24 protein-coding genes and 1 pseudogene are annotated in these 21,091 nt (G+C 46.4%); 20 read left to right on the top strand and 5 right to left on the bottom strand.

Translation table 11 applies throughout. The annotated features are described in order from the left end of the window. The first annotated feature begins 17 nt into the window (after positions 1–17). Together dapF and NYE36_RS16365 are read left to right on the top strand one after the other, a co-directional pair. A complete protein-coding gene (gene dapF, locus NYE36_RS16370; protein ID WP_012118345.1) occupies positions 18–872 on the top strand; it encodes a diaminopimelate epimerase in 855 nt (284 codons plus the stop codon). Positions 873–950: 78 nt separating this feature from the next. Beyond that, complete coding sequence (locus NYE36_RS16365) at positions 951–1,313, top strand: iron-sulfur cluster assembly accessory protein (RefSeq protein ID WP_003151967.1); 363 nt, start codon at positions 951–953, stop codon at positions 1,311–1,313. Between the two features lie 142 nt (positions 1,314–1,455). On the opposite strand, the gene NYE36_RS16360 is transcribed toward NYE36_RS16365, so the two are convergent. Beyond that, positions 1,456–2,217, bottom strand: a complete 762-nt coding sequence (locus NYE36_RS16360) for an SDR family NAD(P)-dependent oxidoreductase (RefSeq protein WP_064115953.1) — start codon at positions 2,215–2,217, stop codon at positions 1,456–1,458. A gap of 375 nt (positions 2,218–2,592) precedes the next feature. On the opposite strand from NYE36_RS16360, the pseudogene NYE36_RS16355 reads away from it, so the two are divergent. The 7 genes and pseudogenes from NYE36_RS16355 to NYE36_RS16325 all read left to right on the top strand — a co-directional run bounded on the left by NYE36_RS16355 (position 2,593) and on the right by NYE36_RS16325 (position 7,550). Continuing rightward, a pseudogene (locus NYE36_RS16355) lies at positions 2,593–3,119 on the top strand (GNAT family protein). Between the two features lie 258 nt (positions 3,120–3,377). Next, positions 3,378–3,950 carry a hypothetical protein gene (locus NYE36_RS16350; protein WP_007613520.1) on the top strand — a complete coding sequence of 191 codons (573 nt, stop codon included), beginning with the start codon at positions 3,378–3,380 and terminating at the stop codon, positions 3,948–3,950. A 67-nt stretch (positions 3,951–4,017) separates the two neighbouring features. Further along, a complete protein-coding gene (locus NYE36_RS16345) occupies positions 4,018–4,353 on the top strand; it encodes an uberolysin/carnocyclin family circular bacteriocin (protein WP_003151973.1) in 336 nt (111 codons plus the stop codon). An 82-nt stretch (positions 4,354–4,435) separates the two neighbouring features. After that, complete coding sequence (locus NYE36_RS16340) at positions 4,436–6,091, top strand: hypothetical protein (RefSeq protein ID WP_094032803.1); 1,656 nt, start codon at positions 4,436–4,438, stop codon at positions 6,089–6,091. Then, positions 6,084–6,788, top strand: coding sequence for an ABC transporter ATP-binding protein (locus NYE36_RS16335; RefSeq protein ID WP_094032804.1), 705 nt, complete (start codon positions 6,084–6,086; stop codon positions 6,786–6,788). The genes NYE36_RS16340 and NYE36_RS16335 overlap by 8 nt, the downstream gene beginning before the upstream one ends. Further along, positions 6,785–7,312, top strand: a complete 528-nt coding sequence (locus NYE36_RS16330; RefSeq protein WP_094032805.1) for a stage II sporulation protein M — start codon at positions 6,785–6,787, stop codon at positions 7,310–7,312. The genes NYE36_RS16335 and NYE36_RS16330 overlap by 4 nt, the downstream gene beginning before the upstream one ends. Before the next feature lie 16 nt (positions 7,313–7,328). After that, entirely contained in the window at positions 7,329–7,550 is a 222-nt protein-coding gene (locus NYE36_RS16325; RefSeq protein WP_003151978.1) for a DUF5970 family protein, read from the top strand. Between the two features lie 62 nt (positions 7,551–7,612). Here NYE36_RS16325 and guaC read toward each other — a convergent pair whose 3' ends face one another. Continuing rightward, entirely contained in the window at positions 7,613–8,593 is a 981-nt protein-coding gene (guaC, locus tag NYE36_RS16320) for a GMP reductase (RefSeq protein WP_012118338.1), read from the bottom strand. 216 nt (positions 8,594–8,809) lie between these two features. Here guaC and NYE36_RS16315 point away from each other — a divergent pair, with 216 nt between their 5' ends. Continuing rightward, a complete protein-coding gene (locus NYE36_RS16315; protein ID WP_003151982.1) occupies positions 8,810–8,953 on the top strand; it encodes a hypothetical protein in 144 nt (47 codons plus the stop codon). A 40-nt stretch (positions 8,954–8,993) separates the two neighbouring features. Here NYE36_RS16315 and yumC read toward each other — a convergent pair whose 3' ends face one another. Continuing rightward, complete coding sequence (gene yumC / locus NYE36_RS16310; RefSeq protein WP_020956286.1) at positions 8,994–9,989, bottom strand: ferredoxin--NADP reductase 2; 996 nt, start codon at positions 9,987–9,989, stop codon at positions 8,994–8,996. A 311-nt stretch (positions 9,990–10,300) separates the two neighbouring features. Here yumC and NYE36_RS16305 point away from each other — a divergent pair, with 311 nt between their 5' ends. The 4 genes from NYE36_RS16305 to NYE36_RS16290 all read left to right on the top strand — a co-directional run bounded on the left by NYE36_RS16305 (position 10,301) and on the right by NYE36_RS16290 (position 12,951). Further along, positions 10,301–11,521: an NAD(P)/FAD-dependent oxidoreductase gene (locus NYE36_RS16305; protein ID WP_007408709.1), complete on the top strand. Its 1,221-nt coding sequence runs from the start codon at positions 10,301–10,303 to the stop codon at positions 11,519–11,521. 173 nt (positions 11,522–11,694) lie between these two features. Further along, a complete protein-coding gene (locus tag NYE36_RS16300; protein WP_007408708.1) occupies positions 11,695–11,820 on the top strand; it encodes a YuiA family protein in 126 nt (41 codons plus the stop codon). Positions 11,821–11,888: 68 nt separating this feature from the next. Beyond that, positions 11,889–12,209: a YuiB family protein gene (locus NYE36_RS16295; protein ID WP_003151989.1), complete on the top strand. Its 321-nt coding sequence runs from the start codon at positions 11,889–11,891 to the stop codon at positions 12,207–12,209. A 100-nt stretch (positions 12,210–12,309) separates the two neighbouring features. Beyond that, positions 12,310–12,951 (top strand): 3D domain-containing protein, encoded by a 642-nt coding sequence (locus NYE36_RS16290; protein ID WP_276020358.1) that lies wholly within the window; start codon positions 12,310–12,312, stop codon positions 12,949–12,951. 29 nt (positions 12,952–12,980) lie between these two features. Here NYE36_RS16290 and NYE36_RS16285 read toward each other — a convergent pair whose 3' ends face one another. Beyond that, positions 12,981–13,457: a divergent PAP2 family protein gene (locus NYE36_RS16285; protein WP_021495380.1), complete on the bottom strand. Its 477-nt coding sequence runs from the start codon at positions 13,455–13,457 to the stop codon at positions 12,981–12,983. Between the two features lie 147 nt (positions 13,458–13,604). On the opposite strand from NYE36_RS16285, the gene NYE36_RS16280 reads away from it, so the two are divergent. Beyond that, positions 13,605–15,095, top strand: coding sequence for a leucyl aminopeptidase (locus NYE36_RS16280; RefSeq protein WP_094032806.1), 1,491 nt, complete (start codon positions 13,605–13,607; stop codon positions 15,093–15,095). 132 nt (positions 15,096–15,227) lie between these two features. Further along, on the top strand, positions 15,228–16,556 hold the full coding sequence (locus NYE36_RS16275) for a Na+/H+ antiporter NhaC family protein (protein WP_094032807.1): 1,329 nt from the start codon (positions 15,228–15,230) through the stop codon (positions 16,554–16,556). 46 nt (positions 16,557–16,602) lie between these two features. Here the strand turns inward: NYE36_RS16275 and NYE36_RS16270 are convergent, their stop codons facing one another. Continuing rightward, positions 16,603–17,196: a biotin transporter BioY gene (locus tag NYE36_RS16270; protein WP_007408702.1), complete on the bottom strand. Its 594-nt coding sequence runs from the start codon at positions 17,194–17,196 to the stop codon at positions 16,603–16,605. A 99-nt stretch (positions 17,197–17,295) separates the two neighbouring features. Here NYE36_RS16270 and NYE36_RS16265 point away from each other — a divergent pair, with 99 nt between their 5' ends. The 4 genes from NYE36_RS16265 to dhbC all read left to right on the top strand — a co-directional run bounded on the left by NYE36_RS16265 (position 17,296) and on the right by dhbC (position 21,078). Continuing rightward, positions 17,296–17,892: a sulfite oxidase-like oxidoreductase gene (locus NYE36_RS16265; RefSeq protein WP_094032808.1), complete on the top strand. Its 597-nt coding sequence runs from the start codon at positions 17,296–17,298 to the stop codon at positions 17,890–17,892. Positions 17,893–18,067: 175 nt separating this feature from the next. Next, on the top strand, positions 18,068–18,937 hold the full coding sequence (locus NYE36_RS16260; protein WP_094032809.1) for an alpha/beta hydrolase: 870 nt from the start codon (positions 18,068–18,070) through the stop codon (positions 18,935–18,937). Positions 18,938–19,072: 135 nt separating this feature from the next. Beyond that, positions 19,073–19,858: a 2,3-dihydro-2,3-dihydroxybenzoate dehydrogenase gene (locus NYE36_RS16255; protein ID WP_014418780.1), complete on the top strand. Its 786-nt coding sequence runs from the start codon at positions 19,073–19,075 to the stop codon at positions 19,856–19,858. A 23-nt stretch (positions 19,859–19,881) separates the two neighbouring features. After that, entirely contained in the window at positions 19,882–21,078 is a 1,197-nt protein-coding gene (gene dhbC, locus NYE36_RS16250; protein WP_094032810.1) for an isochorismate synthase DhbC, read from the top strand. Positions 21,079–21,091: the final 13 nt, after the last annotated feature.

The raw sequence follows: 21,091 nt of genomic DNA, 5'->3' as shown, positions 1-21,091 counted from the left end.
AAAAGTTGGAGGCCGATATGAATTCATTCCGTTTTACCAAGATGCACGGTCTTGGAAACAGTTATATATATGTAAATCAATTTGAAGAACAGCTGCCGGAAGAACGGCTGGCTGAGATTGCCGTTAAAGTGTCCAGTATTCACACGGGCATCGGCTCTGACGGAATGATCCTCATCTGTCCGTCAGAAAAAGCGCCCGTCAAAATGCGGATTTTTAATAATGACGGCTCAGAAGGGAAAAATTGCGGCAACGGCCTTCGCTGTGTGGCAAAGTACGCATACGAACATAAGCTGACAGAAGAAACGTCCTTTTTCATTGAGACGCTTTCAGGTCTTGTGAAAGCAGACATTACGGAGGACAACGGGATTGTGCGTGAAGTCGCCGTTGATATGGGCGAACCGCGCCTCACCAAAAAAGAGCTGCCGATGCTCGGCAATGAAGATGAACGGACGATCGATGAAACCTTTGTTTTTGGAGAAACGGAGCTTTCCGGAACAGCCGTATCAATGGGAAACCCCCATATTGTTTTTCCGGTTGCGGATATCAATCAAGCGCCTCTTACAACGCTCGGTCCCGTCATTGAAAAAGACCCGAGATTTCCGGAAGGCGTCAATGTCGAATTTGTGGAAACCGTCAGCGCCGATGAACTTCATTTCCGCGTATGGGAACGCGGCTCCGGCATTACACAGGCTTGCGGAACAGGCGCCTGTGCGGCGGCTGTCGCATCCGTATTGAACGGTGTTTCCGAACGAAACCGGGATATCACCGTTCATTTAGCGGGAGGCGACCTTGTAATTAATTGGCAGGACAACGGGCACGTGCTGATGACGGGCCCCGCCGAAACCGTATGCAGCGGCGTCTATTATTTGTAAACAGCTCGTTTGAGAAATACTCTCCTCAAGGTTTATAATAGATATCAGCATCCGTTTTTAAAAAAAGGAGGTCTACCTATGAGTGTTCCAGTAACCATCACTGAAGCAGCGGCTTTGCATATAAAAGATATGATGAAAGAGCATGAAGAAGAAAACGCGTTTCTCCGTGTGGGCGTAAAAGGCGGCGGCTGCAGCGGCCTGTCTTACGGAATGGGATTTGAGCACGAAAAAGGCGAAAAAGACAGCATGTTTGAACAGCACGGAATTACCGTTTTGGTCGACAGCGAAAGCCTTGATATTATGACCGGCACGATCATTGACTTCAAACAGTCCATGATGGGCGGCGGTTTCACCATTGACAACCCGAATGCCATCGCTTCCTGCGGCTGCGGTTCATCTTTCCGCACGGCCAAAAACGCCGGTACGCCGGAAGAGTGCTAAGGGTCAACCCGCCATTATTAGGATGAAAAAATATGACGTCTTTCTTTCCGGTGGCGCTTGCACCATTGTTAAAAAAGGCGTTTATCTGTTTAATAAAAGCAAAACCCGCTCAACAGAAGCGGGTTTTCCTTTTTCAAAGAGGTTATTCGATTGTATGTTTCATCGCATGGTACATATTTGCCGTATGTTCATCGGCTTTATCCCGTGACATGCGCAGCCGTTCTTCTGAAGAACCATATCCGATTTCTTGTTTGCCCTCTTTCAGTCCTTTAAAAATCCCATCAGCGAATTCATCCAGCGGTTCTCCTTGAGTATGCAGCCCTGCTCCGCCTAAATCTGTATTCACCGCCGGAGGCGCAACTTCAATCACTTCTACAGATGAATCAGAAAGCTGATGTCTCAGACTCATTGTAAATGAGTGAAGCGCCGCTTTCGTTGCTGAATAGATCGGTGCAATGGCAAGCGGTGTAAAAGCCAATCCCGAAGAGACGTTAATGACAGCCGCATCTTCTTTTCCGGCAAAAAACGGAGCAAACAGCATAGACAGGTGGAAGGGAGCTTCAATGTTCGTTGTGATTTCTTTATTGAAATAGTCCCAATTGTCCTTCGCATCCGCTTTCAGCACATGAAACCGTTGTTGAATCCCCGCGTTGTTTACTAACACATTCACTTCCGGATAATTTTCTTTCACCCAATCAAACAGTGATATACGTTCAGATGGAAGGCTCAAATCACTGACATATGTAATAAGATCCGGGAATGTTTCCTTTGCTTTTTGAAGAGCGTGCTCACGCCGTCCGGTCACGATGACTTTATTTCCCGCTTTTAAAAACCGTTCTGCGAAAGCCAATCCTATTCCGGCATTTCCGCCTGTAATCAGTATTGTATTTCCCGTCAGTTTCATATTAACTCCTCTTTTCCGATTGTTTTTACATTTCTTTGTCACATTTCAGCTTTGATCCAATCAATATATTCATCCCGCAAATAGGCATGAAATAAGGCAGCAGTGATTCTGTAAAATTGATTTTTAGATCATCGGGAAACCCGCCAAAACTATTCTTTCCTTGTCACAATATGATGATACGGCTTAAAGCACGGTTTAAGTCAACAAAAGAACCTTGTGCTTCCGTTTCGGTTACTCACATCAGACATAGGTCACGACAGGAAAGGTGAACGTAAAGTCTTGGAATTTTCTTGATGCGATAAAGCGTACCGTATCACATGGGTGAGAGGCAATTAAAAAAACGTTTCTGATCAAAACAAAAGGACGGCGATGCATATGCAGGAAGGTATCAGGCCGCTCAGCTTGAATGATGCAGAGCAGGAACTGGTTTTGCAGAGGGAAAACCGCATGTTTTTTGAACGGTTTGCCATGTCGAGACAAGGGGATTTTTATACGCTGGAAGGCCGGAAAAAACGAATTGAACAATCACTGAAGAATGCAAAAAATGATACTGAATACAGCTTCGGCATTTTTCTTCAGGATCAGACCCTGATTGGCACGATCAGCCTTTTTCAGGTGGTTCGGGGTTCTCTCCAAAGCGCTTTCATGGTTACTTTTTAGATGGTGAACATAACGGAAAAGGTTATGCGACGAAGGCTGTTAAGCTGGCAGTCGATTATGCATTCAATGAGCTGGAACTGCATCGGATAGAAGCCGGAGTCATGCCGCACAATAAGGCGTCAATCCGGGTGCTCGAAAAAGCTGGCTTTCATAAAGAAGGCATTGCGAGAAAAAATGTAAAAATAAATGGAAAATGGGAAGATCATCAGGTGCTGGCGATCATACATCCGGAGGATACATGACGATATCCTCCTTTTTTATACCCTGCGTCTCTTTCGACAGGTTCTTCCTAAAACTTCAAATCAATTGTCTAAATCATACTATTTGCAAATTCAAAAAAAAATAAAGGGTACATAGCACCAAAAACTCTGAAAGATGTGCTCTTTGTCAACACGTCCTAAAGTCATATTTTTCGAAAGGATATTGATTTTTTGATAGGATTAAACTAAATTGTAAAAGTATAGAATAGTTAATTTATTTTGTAAGAAAAGGATGATAATATGATAGGTCAATTGAGCAATAAAAAAATATTTTTAAGTTCTTTTTTCATCATTTTGATCTGTTCATTACTCTTCCAATTCAGTATTTCAGATAAAGTTCTGCAGTCGTATTATTCTTCCGTCGGAGAAAGTACCTACGATATCGGGGAGAAAAGTGTTCGTACGATTGTCATGTTTCTGCAAGGGTTTATGATCTTCACAACTTTTGTGGAAATTCTGATAGGCGGATTTCTGTTATTCGTTGCCGCTTTTATTCTCGGTACAAAAAAACCGAAAAAAATATATTTGCTTCTATATACGCTGACTTCTTTAATCTCAGCATTTAAAATGTTGATTCTTTCAGTTGTTAACTACTTAACGGCTGATTCCTCGCTTATATATTCTGCCGGCGGCACCAGCTTGAGTCTGCAGCTGCTGGATCCATTTCTGCTCATATCAATCGCGGCTCTTTATGCTGCTGCGGGAAAACTGACCGATCTCAGTAAAGGCAAGAGAATCATTTTGACTGGATGTTTTGTTTTACTAAAACTCTTTACTATTTTCTTAAACTATTTTATGGCGGATAAAATTTAGCTCGGGAGAGAGTCAATTAAGCTGAATTTTATTATAAATTAAAAAAACAGAGTAGGGAGATGTTATGATGAACTTAGTAAAATCTAATAAAAAGTCTTTCATTTTGTTTGGCGCGGCTCTTGCTGCAGCAACATTGGTTTATGCACTATTATTAACGGGAACTGAATTAAACGTGGCGGCGGCTCATGCATTCTCAGCCAATGCTGAATTAGCTTCTACTCTCGGCATCTCTACAGCAGCAGCTAAAAAAGCAATTGATATTATTGATGCGGCATCAACAATTGCTTCTATCATTTCTCTTATCGGTATCGTTACAGGCGCAGGCGCGATTTCTTATGCAATCGTTGCAACAGCAAAAACAATGATTAAGAAATACGGCAAAAAATACGCAGCTGCTTGGTAAAATCGATCAATAAATAATTGCTCTTTTTGTACAAGCTGCAAAAAGAGCCTCTCTCCCAAATACATATGTAAGGATTGAAAGTATGATAGTCAAACAAATTGCGGCTCTTATCAAATATAATACCCTGTCATCGTTTCGAAAAAGAAAGGAAGATTGGGGCATTCTTCAACTCAACAGCAAACTGCTGTCTGCCATTATTATTTCTCTGTTATGTTTATATCTCGTTTTCCTGGGATGCGGTGTTGTATTCGGGACAAAACTGATTCAGCTGCCCCTCAGCGCATGGGGGCAATTTGTTTTAATCGCCGTTTCACTTGAGCAGCTTTTTTGGGCTGCCGGCTTCTTTAAAGAACACCACAATGCCTTTCTGCTGGATACGCGCAAGGTCATTCATCAATTAAAAAAGGTGCGTTTTTTACAGCTGTTTTCTGTTTTTGCCGGCCAGGCGATCAAAAAAACCATTTTCGTATGGTATCTTTTTGTTTTTCCGGTCTTTTTATTTTTATCAAGCGCAGGCATGACCGGGTCTGCGGCGGTCATCGTATTTTTCTTGGGCTTCGTTTATTTTCTTCTCAATTTATTTTTATCTATGCTGTTTTCTTATGTTGTTTATCTTCTTACAAATATGTGGAGCAAATTGTTTTACTTGAAAATCATGAAAGGCATTTTATTCAGCGTCAGCCTGCTGGTTCCGCTTGCAGTCGGGTATGCCGTTTATCTTCTCGTGTTTGGGGAGTATACCGCAAAGGATATTTCAAGCTTTACGGAGTCACCGGCTTTCCGGAACATCCTCATGAATACGCCGTATGTATGGTTAGCATTCCGCTCACATTCCGTGCTCGTTTTCGCCGCGGTGTTTGCGGCCGCCGTCCTTTTAACGGCGGGGATGTTTAAACTATGGTCGGCCACGCTGAAGAAAATGGACCTTATTCCTTATATGTTTTTGACAAACGCAGATTTTGCGCCAAAGCTGAAATTATATAGAAATAACAAAATATTTCATGCCGTTTTTCAAAAGGATCTGCTGTTTTTATCGAGAATTGACGGGTTTTTTATCAGGAACTTCGGCAGTATGCTGTATTTGTTCATGCTGTTTTTAGGTTTTTGTATTCCGCTTCTGTCGCATCATTTTATCGGGTATTCGGCAGCCGCCATCGTGTCTGCGGCGGTTATCATTGCGAACTTTTCGTATCAGCTCGTCGGAGATGCGCTCAAAACAGTATTGTCAGTTGACGGGGAAATAAAAAATCAGCATTTGTTTCACCGGAATATCAAACATGCGTGGCAGCTGGTGTTTCCGAAAGTATGTATTTATAATCTCGCCGCTCTTATCTATTCGTTCATCATCACCATTTTGATTACGGTGTTTTTTTCGTCTTCCGCTGCGCTGACGATTTACTTGTTTATTGTGTTTTTATGTTCGGGTTTTTTATACAGTCTTGTCCAGATTTCAAGCACCGCCCTGTATCCTAAGAAAAACTGGGAGCATATGTACGAAATTGGAGAAGCGGGGAAAGCAAAGACGTATAACAACTTATACGGATCTTTCATTTTCATTGTGTCGCTTCAAATCGCTGCGATCACGTCGTATTCTATCTATAAAAAGCCGGAACTTGAAACGATGCTTATTCATTCTGCATCAGGTATTTTTGTCCTGTTCACACTATTAAACTATGGAGTCATGTTTCTGTTTCTTCGCAGAATCAATATGGCGGAAAGGTTTGCGAACAATGATTAAATTAGTGAATATACAAAAAAACTATAGTGAAAAACAGGTGTTGAAAGATATTTCGTTTGAGGTGAAAAAAGGCTCAATTTATGCTTTGCTGGGGACTAATGGAGTCGGGAAAACAACGACTTTGAAAATCATTTCGGGCCTGCTTAAACCGACTTCAGGCAGCGTCATGATTGACGGTAAGGAACCGGATTCAGAAGAGGGGGGGCAAATATCGGCTGATATCGGTTTTGTGCCCGACCATGCCTTTTTATATGATTACTTAACGGGAGTCGAATACTTGCATTTTACAGCGGAGATGTTTGAAGTACCGTCTCAGCGGACAAATGAGTATATAAAGAATATGTTAGAGACGCTGAAGCTTGCTCAAGACGGAAATCAGCTGATTAAAACATATTCACATGGAATGAAACAAAAATTATCAATTGCGGCCGCGCTCATTCATCAGCCAAAGATATTAATTCTTGACGAACCGCTGACGGGCATTGATTTAATCAGCGGTAAAACGATACGGACGTTATTAAAGGAATACGTCAAACAGGGACATACGGTCCTGTTATCGACTCACTTGCTGGAGCTGGCGCATTCGCTGTGCGATACGATCGGTATTATACATGAAGGCGTTTTTGCGGCGGAGTATCAGTCATCCGAGCATTCATTAGAAGAGATTGAAAAATTGGCTGAGAGTATTTATACATGATGAACCGCATGTTGCCGGCAATCAGGACGTCCGCCATTCCGTTAACCGCATCATTGCTGTTTTTTTCAGGCGGTGTGATCGCTGCGTTTTTTTCCGATCACTTTGTTTCAACAGCATCTTACAACGGCTCGTCAGGCGCGGTTGAACTGCTGAAAAACAATGCAATCGCTTGTCTGTTTTTAGCCGCGGGGTTTTTTACCTTTGGGTTGACCTCAATCTTTTATTTATTCACCAACGGGTTTATTTTAAGCGGCTCTATTATAGAAAATCTGCATAGCGGAGTTCCTTTTTATCAGATTTTTTTACTGCTAATTCCTCATGGTATATTTGAAGTTCCTGCGTTATTATTAAGTGGCGCCATTGGTTTTAAGGGCGTTGAATTGGTCATCAGGCTGTGTTTTTCTAAGGAAAAAAAGATAATAGCTTCAATGTTCAGGCATATTGGAATATTGGTGCTCATAATTATTTGTCTGCTGATCGCCGCTGCCATTATTGAAGCTTACATCACACCAATTTTTAAGTAAAAGGGGCAGAAATCATATGAGAAGTAAATTATCATTAATCGGTGTGCCGATTGTTATGATTATCGGTTATATCATTTCTTTATCCTTTGAGTGGCTGTTTCCTGTTCTTACTTTTGGGGTGGCAGGACTATATCTCTTTATATTTGCTCCGGTGCAAAATAAATTCATTCGTTACATCTTTTTGTTTATTTTTGTGATTAATCTGTTGGCCAGTGCGGCTCTTTATTTCGGTATTTAATAAAAAAATGACATTCATATTGAATGTCATTTTTTTATTTTTTTTTGCGGCTCTGCTGCGTGTTAAAATCTGTCGCCGTTGAAAATAGAGTTTTTTACGATCACGTAGTCGACATTGCGGATGGCTTCGAGTGTATTGCCGCCGGCGTAAGAGATGGAAGATTGCAGATCCTGCTCCATTTCAACCAGCGTGTCCTGTAAAGACCCTTTATGTTCGACATGCATTTTTTTGCCTTCGACGTTTTTCTTTTCGCCTTTTTGAAATTCAGAAGCGGAGCCGAAATATTCTTTGTACAGCTTTCCATCGATTTCGATCGTTTGTCCCGGTGATTCTTCGTGGCCGGCGAATAATGATCCGATCATGACCATAGATGCGCCGAATCGGATGGATTTCGCGATATCGCCGTGCGTGCGGATGCCGCCGTCAGCAATGATCGGTTTGCTCGCCGCTTTTGCGCACCAGCGAAGCGCGGCTAATTGCCATCCGCCGGTTCCGAAGCCGGTTTTAATTTTGGTGATGCAGACTTTCCCGGGGCCGATTCCCACTTTTGTCGCGTCGGCGCCCGCGCGTTCCAGCTCCCTTACGGCTTCAGGCGTCCCGACATTCCCTGCGATGACAAAGCTTTCCGGGACATGTTCTTTAATAAATTGAATCATGCTGATCACGGCATTGGAATGGCCGTGCGCGATATCAATGGTAATATAATCCGGCACAAGCTCCTGTGCTTTCAGCTCCCGGATGAATTCATAATCATTTTCCTTCACGCCGACACTGATGGAAGAAATCAGTCCGCGCGCTTTCATATCTTGGACAAAAGCCAGGCGTTTTTCCGGCTCGAAGCGGTGCATGATATAAAAATACCCGTTTTCCGCGAGCCAGGCCGCGATGTTTTCATCTATTATCGTCTGCATGTTGGCCGGCACGACCGGAAGTTTAAACGTGTGTCCGCCCAATGTAACTGATGTATCACATTCAGATCGGCTGTCCACAATGCATTTTGCAGGAATCAGCTGAATATCTTCGTAATCAAATACATTTTCCATATATAACACCCCTAAAAGCGAATAATAGAATTAAATAAAATTAAAATGTTCGTCTTTTTATAATGTACTTTGTTTTGTCAGGAATGTCAAATGATTTCATGCTGCCTCATATGCGGTCAGCTTGTCATCCATTTGCAGTTTGGTTATCATAGTAGTATTGGGTGTTGTAAGACATTTGTTACGATAGATAGATTTGCAAAGAAGGGAGGGGCCGGTGTGGAACAAAAACAGCCCGGGCACAGCCCGAAAGCCCAGAAAATTCAGGACCGGATTATTTTAGGCACGATTTGGGTCGTGTCGGCGCTTGTCATTGCGCTCGTTGTCGGAACCGTCATGAATTATATTTGGATGTTTAAATAAAAAAGAGTCTGTGCCGGTATGACACAGACTCTTTTTTATATTATTTTTCAAACATGCTTGTAGAATGCATTGGCTGGACACGCGCTTTCGGGTCCATGTAGGCCTTCGCGTTGTTCACGGCTGTCGGAGCTTCGCCGAAACCGCTGGCGATCAGCTTGACTTTGCCTTCATATGTGCAGATATCTCCGGCGGCAAAGAAGCCTTCAATATTCGTTTCCATCGTGCTTTTGACGACGATGGAATTTTTCTCGATGTCAAGGCCCCAGTTTTTAATCGGGCCGAGAGAAGAAACAAAGCCGTAGTTTACGATCAGGTCATCAATTTCAATGATTTCTTTACGGTCGCCTTTCACTTCTTCGAGAACGAGCTGTTCGATCCGGTCTTCACCGACAAGTTCAGCGGGAACAAACGGTGTCAGCACGTTGACTTTAGAATTATGCAGGTTTTCGACACTGTGCTCATGCGCGCGGAATTTATCACGGCGGTGGATGATGCTGACTTCTTTCGCGATCGGCTCAAGCATGAGCGCCCAGTCAACCGCGGAATCGCCGCCGCCCAGAACGGCAACGCGTCTGCCTGCGAATTGATTGAGGTCGTCAATGAAGTAATGCAGGTTTTTGCCCTCATATTGTTCCGCTGATTCCAGCTCAAGCTTTCTCGGCTTAAATGCGCCGTTTCCCGCGGTGATAATAACCGTTTTTGAATAATGCGTTTCTGAATTCGTGACAAGCTTAAACACACCGTCCGCCTGTTTTTCAACAGATTCAACGGCCTGCTCTAAGCAGATGGTCTGATCGAACTTTGCCATTTGCTCTTTTAAGTTGTTCACAAGTTCTTGGGCGCGGATTTTCGGGAATCCGGCTACATCATAAATATATTTTTCAGGGTACAGCGCGCTGAGCTGGCCGCCAAGCTGAGGCAGGCTCTCGATGATTTTGACGCTCGCCTGTCTCATTCCCCCGTAAAAAGCGGTAAACAGGCCGACCGGGCCGCCGCCGATGACCGTAATATCATAAACCTTTGAATCCTCTTGCATACCAAATTGCCTCCTAATTGAAAATTGTTATTAATTATAACATACAATTTAAAAGGATGACGAGTGCCGAAAACCGCCCGGCCGCTTCATTCTTGAAAAAAATTGCGGCCGCCGCTAATATGGGGACAAATTCCAATCTGTTTTTTCCTGAATGTTTTCTGATTCTTCCGGATAGTATGGTGATATGCAGACATGTGCGGTTTTCTAAAAAATTTTATATTTCATTTCATAAAATCCCGCCAATAAGCTGAAGCTAATACAAATGTTGATTTGATTATGCGTCTAACAGCAAAAAAAAGAAGGTGGATGTGATGGCATTGAATAAACCCAAAATCGTGGTTTTAGGTGCAGGTTATGGTGGATTAATGACAGTAACAAGGCTTCCGAAGCATATCGGGGCAAATGACGCTGACATTACTTTGGTCAATAAACACAATTATCATTATGAAACGACATGGATGCATGAAGCGAGCGCAGGAACGCTGCATCATGACCGCTGCAGATATCAAATAAAAGATGTAATCAATGAATCACGGGTCAAATTTGTGCAGGATACCGTAAAAGCGATAGATGTGCAAAATAAAAAGGTGACGCTTTCACAAGGGGACATCCCTTATGATTATCTTGTCATCGGGCTTGGCGCCGTCCCTGAAACATTCGGGATTAAAGGCTTAAAAGAATTCGCTTTTCCGATCGCGAATATTAATACGTCGCGACAGCTGAAAGACCATATTGAGCTCCAATTTGCGACATACAATACGGAGGCCGAAAAACGCCCTGACCGCTTAACCATCGTTGTCGGCGGAGCGGGCTTTACGGGAATTGAATTTCTCGGTGAACTTGCGAACCGCAAGCCGGAGTTATGCAGATATTATGATATAGATGAAAGTCTCGTCCGGATCGTCTGTGTCGAGGCCGCCCCGACGGTTTTGCCGGGATTTGATCCGGAGCTTGTCGATTACGCCGTTCAATACCTTGAGAGCAAAGGCGTTGAATTTAAAATCGGCACCGCGGTACAAGAATGCCGCGCAGACGGTGTCACAGTCGGCAAGAAAGATGAAGAGCCGGAAGAAATCAAATCGCAGACCGTTGTCTGGGCGGCGGGCGTGCGCGGACATCCGATCGTGGAGGAAGCGGGTTTTGAAAATATGCGCGGCCGTGTCAAGGTCAACCCTGATCTTCGGGCGCCGGGTCATGATGACGTTTTTATACTCGGCGACAGCTCGCTCTTTATCAATGAAGAGACGGAACGGCCGTACCCGCCGACTGCTCAGATCGCGATGCAGCAAGGAGAAACGGTCGCCAAAAATCTGGGCGGTTTGATTAAAGGAGGCCAGCTTGAAGAGTTCAAGCCTGACATTAAAGGAACCGTCGCCTCCCTCGGTGAGCATAACGCCGTCGGAGTCGTATACGGCAGGAAGCTCAAAGGCATGCCGGCGTCCTTTATGAAAAAGGTCATTGACAACCGATCGCTCTTTATGATCGGCGGGCTGGGCCTGACGCTGAAAAAAGGGAAGTTTAAATTCTTCTGAAAACCCGCGGCCGCGGGTTTTCTCTTCTTTTAAAAAAGAGCGCTATCAAAAGAATGTAAAAGAAAAAAATGAATGTTTTCGCTTACATGAGTTATTTTGTTACATATTCTGACTTGGTGCTTGACAAGTAAATATGATATATTATCAGAAAATTAAGAAAAAGGGTGATCCGCATGAAAACGACAGCAAAAAGCACGGCGGCGTGTCCGTTCTGCTCAGGTAAAGGGTATTTTCAATTGCTTCTTGGCGGCTCCGAAACATGTCCCTCCTGCCAGGGAAGCGGCAAAGAGAGACGCTGATTTTTCCAGACGTTGACTTTTTTACCGCCCCCGAGGTACACTGAAAGTGCTGTAGGGGGTGGATGTTTGTGATTAGTTTGCCGGTTGTCCTGATCTCAATTGTACTATTTTTTGTACTGTTTTTCGGCATAGGCTTTCTGTTGAACATGCTGCTTAGAATGTCGTGGATTATGGCTGTTGTCTATCCGATTGTATGCCTTTTCATTATCAGCAATAAAAAGATGATCAGTTACGTGCAGGCGCCGGGGGAATCCTTTCAAAGCCTGTTTCAGCGCATCATGTCATTAGCGGTTGCGGATGTCGTGATTTTGGCGGGCGGACTGGCGGGAGCCATCATGTCAGGCATTGCCATAAAGGCGCTCAGAAAAAGAGGATATCAAATGTTTTAAGTCGCTTTCTTATTCGAGAAAGCTTTTTTTGTGCCGCGGCGCTTTTTGTATAGCACCTCACCGAGTTGGGAACAATGACTCGGAGGAGAGTGATTTCAGATTGACGATAATCAGACGAGTATTCATGATCGTGCTCTTTTTGGGCGCATGCCATGCGACATATTTTTCCATAACCGGTATTGAAGCAAAGGATCTGACAAATTGGATGACGGAACATCGCGGCGCCGTTTTGAAAAACATCGGCACTCCGTTTCAATCCTTACAGAATCAGCCGGAAAAGAAGGCATCAGGCAGGATAAAACCGCTGGAAGAAGCTTTTGACTGGGAACGCTATCCGTCACAAAAGGTGACGGCCACCGGTTATACCGCCGGAGCGGAATCTACCGGAAAATCTCCCGGGCATCCGCAGTACGGAATTACATATTCAGGCGTGAAGGTCAAACGCGATTTATATTCAACTGTTGCGGCCGATCCGTCTGTTTTCCCGATCGGGACGATTCTGTTTATACCGAATTACGGATACGGGGTTGTCGCCGATACCGGCTCAAAAATTAAAGGAAGCCGCCTTGACCTCTACTTTGACACCGTCAAGGACGTCTATAACAATTGGGGCAAAAAAACACTTGATGTCTACATGATTAAAAAAGGGAACGGCACAGTGACCGAGGACGAACTTGTAAAGCTGAACGAAACCAAGTCGATGCAAGTGTTCAGAAATCAATACAAAACGGTAAAAGAATAAAAACGCTTCAGCATCCGCTGAAGCGTTTTTTACATAAAGAAATAATCTAAAATCAATGTCAGCACAATACCGGTGACGCCGCCGAAGAACACTTCAATCGGCTGATGGCCGAGCAGTTCTTTCAGTTTCTTCTGTTTTTCCTTCTCTTCCGCTTTCTGAAAGTCCTTCGCTTCGCTGACAAACCGATTAAAGTCGATGACCAGTTTATTAATGACCGTCGCCTGTTCACCCGCATGCCGCCTGACACCTGTAGCGTCGAACATCGTAATGACGGCGAAAATCGCGGCGACTGCAAACAGGGGCGAGTCCAGTCCCTGTTCCAAAGCGACTCCGGTTGACAGCGCAGTGACGGCGGCGGAATGGGAGCTCGGCATGCCGCCGGTGCTCGTCACAAGAGACCAGTCAAGTTTTTTGGATACGATAAATTGAATAGGCACTTTTACAACTTGGGCAAAAATAATGGCGGCAAAACTCGCCAGTAAAGGAAAATTCATAAGTACATCCATATGCAACATCCTTTCTGTATCTGCTGATTCCGATCGTATCGAAAAACTGCAGAAAACGCCCTTAGTTTGGTAAAATAAAATCAATGAAAAATGTTTTTTCATTATACCACTTTACATAACAAATACCCACATAAGGAGTGTGTACTCATGTTTTATGCATCTGATCAACTGCGGCATCCCGAAACACTGGTCATCGGTCTTTTTCAAAAAAGCACGCTGAACGGATTTACGAAGGAATTGGATGATAAATTGGACGGTCATCTGACCCAGCTGTTAAAGGATGGTGATGTGTCCGCCAAACGCAATCGTGTATCAAAAGTATACCCTCCGGCTGCGACCGGTATGAAACGTATTTATTTTATCGGCCTGGGAAGAGAAGCGGATTATTCGTTTGAAGATACGAAAGAATGCTTTGCACGAGTATTTCAGCAGGTTCATCAAGATAAAAAACAGGAAGTATCCGTTTTGCTCGATACATTCGTCTCCGGGGAAGTGCCTGCCGCCGATGCCGCTCATGCGCTTTCAGAAAGCTGTCTGCTTGCGGTTTACGAAGTGCAGGATTATAAACATAAATCAAATGAGCCGGATCAGGAACTGATCTCAGTCTGCGCCGTGACCGAAGAAGACCTGAGGGAAGTGCAGGCCGGCCTGAACGTCGGAGCGGCATACGGCCAAGGGACGAATTCAGCCCGCACGCTTGTGAATATGCCGGGTAATATGCTGACGGCCACTGATTTGGCGTCATATGCCGCTGAGCTGGCGGCAAAATACGATTTCGAGTGTGAAATTTTAGAAAAAGATGAAATGGAAGAGCTCGGCATGGGCGGGCTGCTTGCCGTTAACAAGGGCTCATCCGAACCGCCGAAAATGATCGTTCTGAAGTATCAGGGCAAAGATCAGTGGGAAGACGTCATCGGCCTGGTCGGTAAAGGAATTACCTTTGATACGGGCGGATATTCAATTAAGCCGAAAACCGGCATCGTCGGCATGAAAAGCGATATGGGAGGGGCCGCCTCGGTATTAGGGGCAATGGAGATTATCGGCGAACTGCGGCCTGAACAAAACGTGCTCGCCGTCATACCGTCTACGGACAACATGATTTCGTCCGATGCGATGAAGCCGGATGATGTCATCGTTTCGCTCAGCGGAAAAACCATTGAGATCCTGAACACCGATGCGGAAGGGCGTCTCGTGCTTGCCGACGGCATCACATACGCCAAGCAGCACGGAGCCTCTGTCCTCGTAGACGTCGCAACGTTAACGGGCGGTGTCATTGTCGCCTTAGGAAACGAAATGACGGGCGCCATGACCAATCACGCCGCGTTTTATGAACAGGTGGCGGAATCGGCGAAAGAATCCGGCGAGCCGATCTGGCAGCTTCCGATTACAGAAAAGGATAAAAAACGGGTGAGAAACAGTCAGATGGCTGATTTGAACAATTCTCCGGGAAGAGAAGGCCACGCGATTATGGCGGGGGCATTCATTGGTGAATTCGCGGAAAACACGCCGTGGGTTCATCTCGATATTGCGGGAACCGCGACGGCGAATAAAGCGACATGCTTCGGCCCTGCCGGCGCAACAGGCGTCATGGCAAGGACGTTGGCTGTTTTGACTGAGCGCTATACGCCCGAAAGATAACAGCATCCCGCTGCCTTGATGCAGCGGGTTTTTTGATTTCCAAAATCTTTAGTTGACTAAAGCGCAGAATATATGTTAACTTTAATTATCTACTACATTAGCAAACTAAAGGATTTTTGGAGGGACTCATCAATGAATGCTGTTGTTGTCGCAGTATTGCTTATGCTCGTCTTAAGCCTGCTGCGTGTCAATATTATTATAGCTTTAATGATCGGCGCGCTTGCCGGCGGGCTGACCGGCGGCTTAGGCCTCGGAGAGACGGTGAAGGCTTTTACGGACGGTCTCGGCGGAAATGCCACCGTCGCGGTCAGCTACGCGCTGCTCGGAGCATTTGCCGCGGCGCTGACAAAGACGGGGCTTCCCGATGCAATGGTGGAAGCGTCTGTCAAACTAATCGGAAAAAAGGAAGATTCGCGGAAAAAAGCACTGTCAAAAGTATTAATCGTACTGATTATTTTAATCATATCCTGTTTCTCGCAAAACGTGGTGCCCGTTCACATTGCGTTTATTCCTGTATTGATTCCGCCGCTTTTAAAAATATTTAACGAACTTGAAATAGACCGCAGACTGATCGCGTGTGTGATGACATTCGGACTGACTGCGCCTTATATCGTTATGCCTGTCGGATTCGGACAGATTTTCCAGGGGATGCTGAGAGATAATATGGCGTCAGCCGGTTTAAAGGTGCCGCTAAGTGATATCCCGTATGCTTTAATCATCCCGACGGCCGGGATGGCGGTCGGTTTAATTTTAGCCGTCATCGTCTTCCGGAAACCGAAGAAATATGAGACGAAGGAGATTGCCGGACTATCGTCTTCTCCTTATACGAAAAAAAGCATTGCCATCGCCTTGATCTCCATTGCCGTGTCGCTTGCCGTTCAGCTCTATCTGTCACAAGTGCTCGGAGTGGAAGGTATGATTATGGGCGCGCTTGCCGGCTTGTTTACGCTGTTTATCAGCGGAGTCATGAAGCGCAATGAAGCGGATAAGCTGATCACGGACGGCATGATTCTGATGGCTTTTATCGGGTTTGTCATGCTTGTTGCGGCCGGTTTTTCAAATGTACTGAATAAAACGGGCGATGTGGCTTCCTTGGTCAAAGCATCAACAGGCCTTATCGGCCACAGCCAATCATTAGGCGCGCTCCTGATGCTGGTGGTCGGTTTATTAATCACGATGGGAATCGGATCATCATTTGCAACCGTACCCGTCATTACGACCATATTTGTCCCGCTGTGCGCTCAGCTCGGATTCAGCCCGATGGCGACGATTGCCGTAATCGGAGCGGCCGCCGCGGTCGGCGATGCGGGTTCTCCTGCAAGTGACAGTACGCTCGGACCGACGTCAGGCCTCAGCGCCGACGGACAGCACCACCACATTTGGGATACGTGCGTACCGACATTTCTTTTCTATAACATTCCGCTTGTGATATTCGGCTGGATTGCCGCGCTTGTCCTGTAAAAAAAGGCTCCCGGAAAGGGGAGCCTTTTTGTATGCTGAGAACATCTTACGCCGGATTTCTGCTGAACCCCGTCGCTTTATGAATAGACCTGTATACGGCAGGCGCGATTGATGCCAATAACAGTGCTAAAACGATATCTTTTATGAAAAACCATATCATGTAAAACCAGGCCATTCCGTAGCTGATCGGAGCATGAAGCCATAATTTCAGCGCAATATACGTATAGGTCGTGCCAATGATATAAATGACGGCGGTACCGATCAAAGAGGCCCATGCATAATGCAGGCGGCCGGGTTTTTTTGTTTTTTCCAGCAGCCATCCGGCTGCAAATGCCGCCGGGATATAAGCGAGAATAAATCCGCCGCTCTTTCCGATAAACGGCGCAAAGCCTGCTGAGAATTGAGCGAAAACAGGCGCCCCCGCGAGCCCGGCCAATGCGTATACCGTCATTGCAATGGCTGCCCGTCTGGCGCCGAGAAGCATCGCGGCTAACAGACAAAAGAAAGGCTGCAGCGATAACGGAATTCCCGCAACTTGCAAAAAAGGAGCCATTGATGTAATGTTGGCGCCGACGGCCATCAGTGCGGCAAACATGCCGATAAGCGCCATATCGCCCGCGCGAAGGTTGCGTTGTTTCATTTGTTTTTCCCCCTTACACTTGTACCAGATTAGCGTAATCGAAGGGTGATTGATTGTCAACAAAGATTTAATACAGGTTTACTAAATGGAGGGAGCCATATGTTTTTCGGGAAAACGAAACAAACAAAACAGTCGGAACGGATTCCGCCAAACCAAAATGTCACAACGAAGTTTCCCGTGCTTCACACCGGAAATGTTCCTTATTATGAAGATATGTCAAAATGGAATCTGCAAGTGTACGGGCTTGTTGACCGTCCTATGCTGTTAAGCTTTGAAGATATCAAAGCCTTTCCTGAAGCCGAAGTGAAAAATGATATTCATTGCGTCACGGGCTGGTCCCGTCTTGATAATATCTGGCAGGGAATACGCGCCAAAGACATCGCTGAGAAAGCGGGCGTGCACAAAGAAGCGGGATTCGTCATTCTGCACGCTGAAGAGGGCTGGACGGCCAACCTGCCGCTTTCTGATTTTACGCGGGAAACATCCCTGCTGGCATATGCGCATAACGGCGAGCCGTTAACGCCAGAGCACGGCTATCCGCTCAGAGGCGTTTTCCCCCATCTTTATTTTTGGAAAAGTGCAAAATGGCTGCGCGGCATTCAGTTCACAAAGGAAAACCACCCCGGCTTTTGGGAGAAAAACGGTTACCATATGAGGGGAGATCCATGGAAGAATGAGCGCTTTACATGGGATTAAGCCCCTATCACTATATAGTTCTTAGGTACCTTATTGAAATAGGGTGCTTTTTTTATATCAAAAATCCATTGACTTTGTTTGGCAAAAAACCTATTATTTGAGGTGTCTTTTGATATTGAAAATCATTATCAATAAGCATAGATAAAGCAATTGCCGCAAAGGGGATGAACACATAATGGACGGAAAACAAATAAAGCGGGGTTTCGCGCCGGCCGGCCGATACGCGGTTCCGGGCACAGAAGTAAGAGAAATGCGCTCAAAAGGAGGCCGTACGTATCGTATCTTTGTCTTTTTTCCTCAGGAAGAACCGCCTGCATCCGGCTTCCCCGTCATATACCTGCTCGATGCGAATTCCGTATTCGGCACAATGGCCGAAGCTTTGCGGGTGCAAAGCCGGCGGCCTGAAAAAACAGGCGTTGTTCCGGCGGTGATTGTCGGAATCGGCTATCCGACAGATCAGCCGTTTTCCGCCGAACGGCACAGTGATTTTACGATGCCGCTTTCTGAATCAGAACTGCCGGTGCATCCGCGTGGCGCGGCATGGCCCGAACAGGGAGGGGCGGAAGCGTTTCTGAGTTTTATAGAAGAAGAAGTAAAGCCCGCGATGGAGCGGGATTATCCGATCGACAGAGGCAGGCAGACGATTTTCGGCCATTCGCTGGGCGGTCTTTTTGTGCTGCAAGTGCTTTTGACGAGGCCGGACATGTTCCAGACCTATGTTGCCGGGAGTCCGTCAATTCACTGGAACAAGCGTTTTATTCAGGAAAAAGCGGAACGATTGTCAGCCCGGCTCTCTGCGGAAAATCTTCAAGTCAGCGTATTGCTGGCTGCGGGAGAAATTGAAAAAACACATAAAAGCAGAATCCCGCAGCACGCAGAGGCGCTGTACTCTTTATTATCCGGATTTGAAGATGATGGAGTCCGTGCTGAATACAGCGAGTTTGAAGGAGAGGGCCATATTTCTGTCCTGCCCGTTTTAATCAGCAGGGCCCTGCGTTTCTGCCTGAATCCGGGAGGACCGCATACCCCGTATTCTCCCGCATGAGAAAAAACAGGCCCTTCGAACTAAATGCGGCTGATTCTAATTTTCTAATTGACTGCGTGTTTTGATTTGGATATGATTGTCTTGAATCATAATTGATAATGATAATCATTATCAATATAGAAAGGGAATGATAATATGGACGCATTGGGAATGAAAGGGAAAACGGCCGTTGTCACCGGCGCCGCTCAAGGCATCGGAGAAGCAACAGCGCTTGCCCTTGCTGAACAAGGCGTAAATGTGGCAGCTATAGATACAAATGAAGACCTGCTTCTCGGGCTTACTGACAGACTTCGGAAAAAAGGCGTGCAGGCGCAGGGGTTTGCCGCAGATGTATCTGACAGTGCGGCTGTCAATGATATCATCGCCGCCGTTGAACGCGACATGGGGCCTATTGAAATATTGGCGAACGTTGCGGGCGTGCTGCGGCCGGGTCCGGTGCAATCCCTCAGTGATGAAGATTGGGATCAAACATTTTCAGTTAATACGACCGGCGTATTTCATGTGTCGCGGGCTGTAAGCCGGTACATGATTGAGCGTCAAAAAGGCGCCATCGTTACGGTCGGTTCGAATGCAGCCGGCGTTCCGCGTGCTTCCATGGCGGCTTATGCGGCGTCAAAAGCGGCTGCCGTTATGTTTACGAAATGCCTCGGACTGGAGCTTGCGGCCCATCATATCCGCTGCAACATCGTATCTCCGGGTTCAACGGAAACCGACATGCAGCGGGCGCTGTGGCAGGACGAGAACGGAGCCCGGGACGTCATCAGAGGTTCGCTTGATACATATAAAACGGGAATTCCGCTTCAAAAGCTGGCGAAGCCTTCTGATATTGCAAATGCCGTTTTGTTTCTGGCTTCTGAACAGGCAAACCATATTACGATGCATGATTTATGCGTTGATGGCGGCGCTACTTTAGGCGTTTGATGTAACGAGAAGGAGGGACAAACATGACAAATCAACATTTATTGGCGGAAGTGTCTGCAAAAGAGGTGCTGGATGCTTACAAGCCCGGGGCGTTCTTTTTAGCTTCCCCGAAAAGTACGATGCTTGCGGAAGGAATGTTTGCGGAAGTGCCTGATACAGACGCGGAAAATCAGCTGGATTCACTGCCTGAACGCGTGAGACAGACGCTTCTTGAGGCAAAGCAAGCCGGCATCAAACATCCGATTGCGGCCGGCGCCATTCCTTTTGACGGCAGAAAAGCTTCCCGGCTTTTTGTACCGAAGAATGTCCATACGGCAGGCCCGCTTTCGTTTGCGGAATCTTCCGCAGAAAAGCCGCAATCCAATACATATGACATCCGTCCCGTTCCGGACCCTGAGGGCTTCATGAGCGGTGTGGAACAAGGCGTATTCAACATTACGGACGGTCCGCTCAGCAAAATCGTGCTGTCAAGGACGCTTCATCTGACCGCTGAAAAGGATATCGACATTCCACAGGCCGTCAAGCATTTGGCGCAGCACAACCCGCGCGGCTATACATTCGCTGCGGATGTGACGGGAACGTCAGAAATAAGAAAAACGCTTTTCGGCGCAAGTCCTGAACTGCTGCTGTCCAAAAACGGAACATCGATTCTGTCCAATCCGCTGGCAGGTTCCAGACCTCGCAGCACCGATCCCGCCGAGGATCAGAGAAGAGCGGAAGAACTGCTGCAATCAGCAAAAGATCTGCATGAACATGCCGTAGTCGTGGCCGCCGTGGCCGCCGCCCTTAAACCGTTCTGCCGTGTGCTTGATGTGCCGGAAAAACCGTCACTCATTAAAACTGAGGCGATGTGGCACCTGTCCACCGAGGTAAAGGGAGAGCTGCGTGATCCGTCAACGACATCACTTGAGCTGGCCATCGCCCTGCATCCGACGCCCGCGGTATGCGGAACGCCGACGGATGCGGCGAGAGAAGCGATTCAGGATATTGAGCCGTTTGACCGCAATTTCTACACGGGAATGGCGGGCTGGTGTGATGCTGAGGGTGACGGAGAATGGATTATCGCACTCCGCTGCGCCGAAGCGGAAACAAGGTCTCTCCGGCTCTTTGCGGGTGCCGGGATTGTCGCCGGATCAAAGCCGCAGGATGAACTGGACGAGACCTCGGCCAAATTCCGCACCATGCTCCGGGCGATGGGGCTTTACCAAGATGAGTTGTAAAAAAGGAGGGAAC

The sequence above is a fragment of the Bacillus sp. FSL R5-0593 genome (genome assembly GCF_038603755.1).
Taxonomy (GTDB): domain Bacteria; phylum Bacillota; class Bacilli; order Bacillales; family Bacillaceae; genus Bacillus; species Bacillus velezensis.
This window is presented reverse-complemented; position numbering and strand designations above follow the sequence as displayed.

Bases quoted from the DNA above. Each gene is read 5' to 3' on its own strand.
- NYE36_RS16325 (WP_003151978.1), top strand. From the start codon at position 7,329: ATGAGAAGTAAATTATCATTAATCGGTGTGCCGATTGTTATGATTATC.
- NYE36_RS16365 (WP_003151967.1), top strand. From the start codon at position 951: ATGAGTGTTCCAGTAACCATCACTGAAGCAGCGGCTTTGCATATAAAA.
- NYE36_RS16280 (WP_094032806.1), top strand. From the start codon at position 13,605: ATGTTTTATGCATCTGATCAACTGCGGCATCCCGAAACACTGGTCATC.
- NYE36_RS16360 (WP_064115953.1), bottom strand. From the start codon at position 2,217: ATGAAACTGACGGGAAATACAATACTGATTACAGGCGGAAATGCCGGA.
- NYE36_RS16335 (WP_094032804.1), top strand. From the start codon at position 6,084: ATGATTAAATTAGTGAATATACAAAAAAACTATAGTGAAAAACAGGTG.
- NYE36_RS16330 (WP_094032805.1), top strand. From the start codon at position 6,785: ATGATGAACCGCATGTTGCCGGCAATCAGGACGTCCGCCATTCCGTTA.
- NYE36_RS16300 (WP_007408708.1), top strand. From the start codon at position 11,695: ATGAAAACGACAGCAAAAAGCACGGCGGCGTGTCCGTTCTGCTCAGGT.
- NYE36_RS16270 (WP_007408702.1), bottom strand. From the start codon at position 17,196: ATGAAACAACGCAACCTTCGCGCGGGCGATATGGCGCTTATCGGCATG.
- NYE36_RS16275 (WP_094032807.1), top strand. From the start codon at position 15,228: ATGAATGCTGTTGTTGTCGCAGTATTGCTTATGCTCGTCTTAAGCCTG.
- NYE36_RS16255 (WP_014418780.1), top strand. From the start codon at position 19,073: ATGGACGCATTGGGAATGAAAGGGAAAACGGCCGTTGTCACCGGCGCC.
- NYE36_RS16345 (WP_003151973.1), top strand. From the start codon at position 4,018: ATGAACTTAGTAAAATCTAATAAAAAGTCTTTCATTTTGTTTGGCGCG.
- NYE36_RS16350 (WP_007613520.1), top strand. From the start codon at position 3,378: ATGATAGGTCAATTGAGCAATAAAAAAATATTTTTAAGTTCTTTTTTC.
- NYE36_RS16265 (WP_094032808.1), top strand. From the start codon at position 17,296: ATGTTTTTCGGGAAAACGAAACAAACAAAACAGTCGGAACGGATTCCG.
- guaC (WP_012118338.1), bottom strand. From the start codon at position 8,593: ATGGAAAATGTATTTGATTACGAAGATATTCAGCTGATTCCTGCAAAA.
- yumC (WP_020956286.1), bottom strand. From the start codon at position 9,989: ATGCAAGAGGATTCAAAGGTTTATGATATTACGGTCATCGGCGGCGGC.
- NYE36_RS16305 (WP_007408709.1), top strand. From the start codon at position 10,301: ATGGCATTGAATAAACCCAAAATCGTGGTTTTAGGTGCAGGTTATGGT.
- dapF (WP_012118345.1), top strand. From the start codon at position 18: ATGAATTCATTCCGTTTTACCAAGATGCACGGTCTTGGAAACAGTTAT.
- NYE36_RS16285 (WP_021495380.1), bottom strand. From the start codon at position 13,457: ATGGATGTACTTATGAATTTTCCTTTACTGGCGAGTTTTGCCGCCATT.
- NYE36_RS16260 (WP_094032809.1), top strand. From the start codon at position 18,068: ATGGACGGAAAACAAATAAAGCGGGGTTTCGCGCCGGCCGGCCGATAC.
- NYE36_RS16340 (WP_094032803.1), top strand. From the start codon at position 4,436: ATGATAGTCAAACAAATTGCGGCTCTTATCAAATATAATACCCTGTCA.
- dhbC (WP_094032810.1), top strand. From the start codon at position 19,882: ATGACAAATCAACATTTATTGGCGGAAGTGTCTGCAAAAGAGGTGCTG.